We start from the raw sequence: 3938 nt of genomic DNA on the forward strand, positions 1-3938 counted from the left end.
CGGCTGACCTGCTCGCGGACGCGTCCGCGTTCGAGGCCTTCGATGCCGAGAAGGCCGCCGAGCGCTCCTACGCCTTCATCCGCCTCAACCAGCTCGCCCTCGAACACCTCACCGGCGCACGCTGACCCGGGCGACGGTGGAGCTCGCGGGGCGCTGAGGGGAAACGCGATGGAAAGGGAGCGGGTGCTGTCCTGCGCTGGGCTCGTCCCTGGGGACATGATCCAGGCGCAGGTCGGCGCCGTGCTTCAATTCGTGGGATGCGTGACCGAGACGCAGGTCGAGCATGAGCTCTTCTGGGCTGTCGACAGCATCGGGCAGCGCCGCCTCATCGACCTTGGCTCGTACGAGGTCTATCGGCTCTATCCCCCGTTCCTTTGAAAGGACTGACGATGACTTCGGTCAGCGGCCTCACCGAAGCCGGGCGCGATCGCGTGTCCGGGGAGTACGAGATCCGGGCGGGGGAGTACACCGCTCTCATCACTGTTCACGGTGCGGCGCTGCGGCGGCTCACGTACCGCGGTCGGGATCTGATCGTCCCCACCGCTCCGGGGCAGTCGATCCCTGACTACCGCGGCATCGTCGCGGCGCCGTGGCCGAACCGCATTGCCGACGGCTTCTACAGATTCAACGGGCACTACTTCCACGTCCCCATCAACGAGCCGGAGCGCAGGTGTGCGCTGCACGGGCTGGTCTTCAACCGCGCTTGGGCGGTCTCCGGCCTGGATGAACGCGGGATCAGGTTGGCGCTCGACCTCGAGCCAAGCGAGGGCTACCCGTTCCCACTCCAGCTCGAGGCGACGTACGCCCTCGACGCCGGGGGCAACGGCGGCGAGGGCGGGCTCTCGTGGGAAGTGCGTGCGCGGAACAGGGGCCAGAGCCCCGCTCCCTACGGAGTGTGCCCGCACCCCTACCTTGTCGCCGGAGATTCGCCGCTCGACGAGTGGGAGCTCGAAATCCCAGCCGATCGCTTTCTCGAGGTGACTCCCGACCGTCTCCTGCCCGTGGGGGAGCGGGACGTCGAGTCGCACCCCTTCGACTTCCGGCATCCGCGGCCCATCGGTGTCACCGAGATCGACCACGCCTTCACCTCCATCCAGTTCAGCGACTCCGGCATCGCCCGCGTCGTCGCGCGAGACCGTGCGCACGGCACAGGCGTCGGGATGGCCTGGGATCGAAAGTGCCCTTGGCTGCAGGTCCACACTGCCGACAAGCAAGCGCCCATGCCCAGCCGCCTCGGCCTCGCCGTCGAACCCATGACCTGCCCGCCGGATGCCTTCAACAGCGGCGTGGACGTGATCCGTCTCGAACCCGCCGCTTCGCACGCGGTCCGCTGGCGGATCTATGGCATCAGCGACTGAAGACGAAAGTGTAGGAGCTATGGAACCCTCGTTCAGAGGCAGGACAGCGGTCGTCACGGGAGCGGCCAGTGGCATCGGGTACACGGTGGCGCAGCATTTCGCTGAGCGAGGCGCTCGGGTGATCGGTGTCGATCTCGCCGACTCCGTGACTGGGCTCATGGCGGATCTCCCCGGCTCGGGCCACCACGGGATCGTCAAGGATCTGACGGCCCCGACGGCAGCGGCTGAGGTCTTCGAGGAAGTCGTGGACACGGCGGGGACGCCTCACATCCTCGTGAATTCCGCCGGGATTGCCTTGCTCGATCCCGCGACCGACGTTCCTGCCGAGCGCTGGAAGGCGACGCTCGACGTCAACCTCAGCGCAAGCTTCTTCATGGCCCAAGCCGCCGGGCGCATCATGCTCGAAGCGGGCTATGGCCGCATCATCAATCTCGCGTCCCAGGCCGCCGTCGTCGGACTCGACCAGCATGCCGCCTACTGTGCCAGCAAGGCAGCCATCGTCGGTCTCACGCGCGTCCTCTCGCTCGAGTGGGCGCCGCGGGGCATCACGGTCAACGCCGTGTCGCCGACCGTCGTCGAAACACCCCTGGGGAAGGCGGCGTGGGCCGGCGAGAAGGGCGAGAGGGCCAAGGCGCAGATCCCGGTCGGGCGCTTCGCCCAGCCGGACGAGGTCGCCGAGCTCATCGCCTTCCTCGCCAGCGACGCGGCCGCCATGATCACGGGACAGAACGTCCTGATCGACGGCGGCTTCACCAGCGTCTGAGCTTCAGGCCGGCGAAACCGACGATTCCCGCACGACGAGCTGAGTTGCGAGCTCCACGCGGTGGGAGTCGAGTTTCTCCCCGCGTGCCTGCCGAAGCAGGGTTCGCAGGGCCGTACGTCCCATATCCCGCAGCGGCTGGGTCACGGAAGTCAGCGCGGGGACCGAGTCCTCGGCAAGGGCCGTTCCGTCGAATCCGACCAGGCTGAGTTCTTCGGGAACGTGAATGCCGCGTCGACGGGCCTCCCGAAGGACGCCGACGGCAATCGCATCATTGCCGGCGAAGATGGCCGTCGGGCGCTCAGACCGTGACAGCAGCGCGGCCAGGCCAGTGATCCCGTGCTCCACGCGGAACTTGCCGTGGACCACGAGGTTCGGGTCGACGTCGACCCCGCGCGACATGAGCGCGGACATGTAGCCGTGCAGCCTCGCCTGATTGCACTCGGCGGTTTCGGGGCCACCGAGGTAGGCGATTCGGCGATGCCCGAGCTCGAGGAGATGCTCGGCCGCTGCACGTCCACCGGCCCAGTTCGTCGCGCCGATGCTGGTCACGTCCGGGGGCGGCGGGTTGAGCGGGTCGATGACGACCACGGGGATTCGGCGACGCCGGAAGGCGGCGAGGTGCGATTCGGTGAAGGCAGAGGTGACGAGGATGATTCCGGCCCGGTCCTCGTCGGCCATCCGCTGGGCCTTGCGCCCGAGGTCGTCCTTTCCCCCGCCGTCCTTTCCGCCGCCGTGGCTGCCGGTGACGCTGAGGACGACTTCGACGTCGACGGCTGCCGCGTAGTCGAGGATCCCATTGAGGACGGTTGAGGCATAGTCCGAATCGATGGCGTCGAAGGCCACATCGACGAGGCTCGGGGTGCTGGTTGCCCGACGCTGCGTCGGCGATTCGTACCCCGCTTCCTCGAGGGCGGCGAGAACCTTGGCGCGGGTTTCGGCGGCGACGTCAGAGCGTCCGTTGACCACCTTCGAGACGGTGGGGGTGGAAACGCCGGTCATTCGGGCGATGGCGGCAAGTGTCGGCTTCCTGCCGGCGGCGGTGACGCTCATACGCTCCTGACTTTCGCATTATTTTCGCTAACCCAAGTGTGCAGCCCCTTGCCATGGCCGGTCAAGAACCGTGTCTGCTGGCGGAAGGGATTTCCCGTTAGGCCCTTGACCGTGACGACGATCACGCTCTAGGTTTGCTCCGAGCCCGAGAAATTCTCGAAATATTTCGAAAGCAGCTTCAAGAAGCAATCGCGAAAGGACTTAGGCATGACTGAGAGGAAGCCCCTGCGGGTGGGCATGGTCGGGTACGCCTTCATGGGCGCGGCGCACTCGCAGGCGTGGCGGACGGCGCCGCGCTTCTTCGACCTTCCCCTCGCGCCGCGGCTGACTGCGATCGCGGGCCGGGACCCGGAGCGTGTGGCCGCGGCCGCCGCCAAGCTCGGCTGGGAGTCGACGGAGACGGACTGGCGCAGGCTCATCGAACGCGACGACATCGACCTGATCGACATCTGCACCCCGGGCGACACTCACGCCGAGATCGCGATCGCGGCGCTGGAGGCCGGCAAGCATGTGCTCTGCGAGAAGCCGCTGGCGAACTCGGTGGCCGAGGCCGAGCGGATGACTGCGGTGGCGGATGCCGCGGCGGCGCGCGGGGTGTTCTCCATGTGCGGGTTCTCCTACCGGCGCACCCCGGCGCTCTCGCTCGCGAAGCGGCTCGTGGATTCCGGGGCGCTGGGGCAGATCCGGCACGTGCGGGCGCAGTACCTGCAGGACTGGCTCACCGACGAGAACGCGCCGCTGACCTGGCGGCTGGACAAGTCGAAGTC

At 67.7% G+C, this 3938-nt stretch carries 5 protein-coding genes and 1 pseudogene; 5 read left to right on the top strand and 1 reads right to left on the bottom strand.

What is annotated here, in order from left to right; genetic code table 11:
• From E5679_RS20645 to E5679_RS20660, 4 genes and pseudogenes are all read left to right on the top strand, one after another.
• A pseudogene (locus tag E5679_RS20645) lies at positions 1-125 on the top strand (xylose isomerase); the annotation flags it as partial.
• A 43-nt stretch (positions 126-168) separates the two neighbouring features.
• On the top strand, positions 169-378 hold the full coding sequence (locus E5679_RS20650) for a hypothetical protein (protein WP_138419418.1): 210 nt from the start codon (positions 169-171) through the stop codon (positions 376-378).
• Positions 379-389: 11 nt separating this feature from the next.
• Complete coding sequence (locus E5679_RS20655; RefSeq protein ID WP_249336271.1) at positions 390-1358, top strand: aldose 1-epimerase family protein; 969 nt, start codon at positions 390-392, stop codon at positions 1356-1358.
• Positions 1359-1377: 19 nt separating this feature from the next.
• On the top strand, positions 1378-2121 hold the full coding sequence (locus E5679_RS20660) for a GolD/DthD family dehydrogenase (RefSeq protein WP_249336272.1): 744 nt from the start codon (positions 1378-1380) through the stop codon (positions 2119-2121).
• Positions 2122-2124: 3 nt separating this feature from the next.
• On the opposite strand, the gene E5679_RS20665 is transcribed toward E5679_RS20660, so the two are convergent.
• Entirely contained in the window at positions 2125-3171 is a 1047-nt protein-coding gene (locus E5679_RS20665) for a LacI family DNA-binding transcriptional regulator (RefSeq protein WP_138419422.1), read from the bottom strand.
• Positions 3172-3378: 207 nt separating this feature from the next.
• On the opposite strand from E5679_RS20665, the gene E5679_RS20670 reads away from it, so the two are divergent.
• On the top strand, positions 3379-3938 hold a 560-nt coding region (locus E5679_RS20670), incomplete at its 3' end, for a Gfo/Idh/MocA family protein (RefSeq protein WP_138419424.1).

Origin of the sequence: Sinomonas gamaensis (genome assembly GCF_005876955.1) — a bacterium.
Taxonomy (GTDB): domain Bacteria; phylum Actinomycetota; class Actinomycetes; order Actinomycetales; family Micrococcaceae; genus Sinomonas; species Sinomonas gamaensis.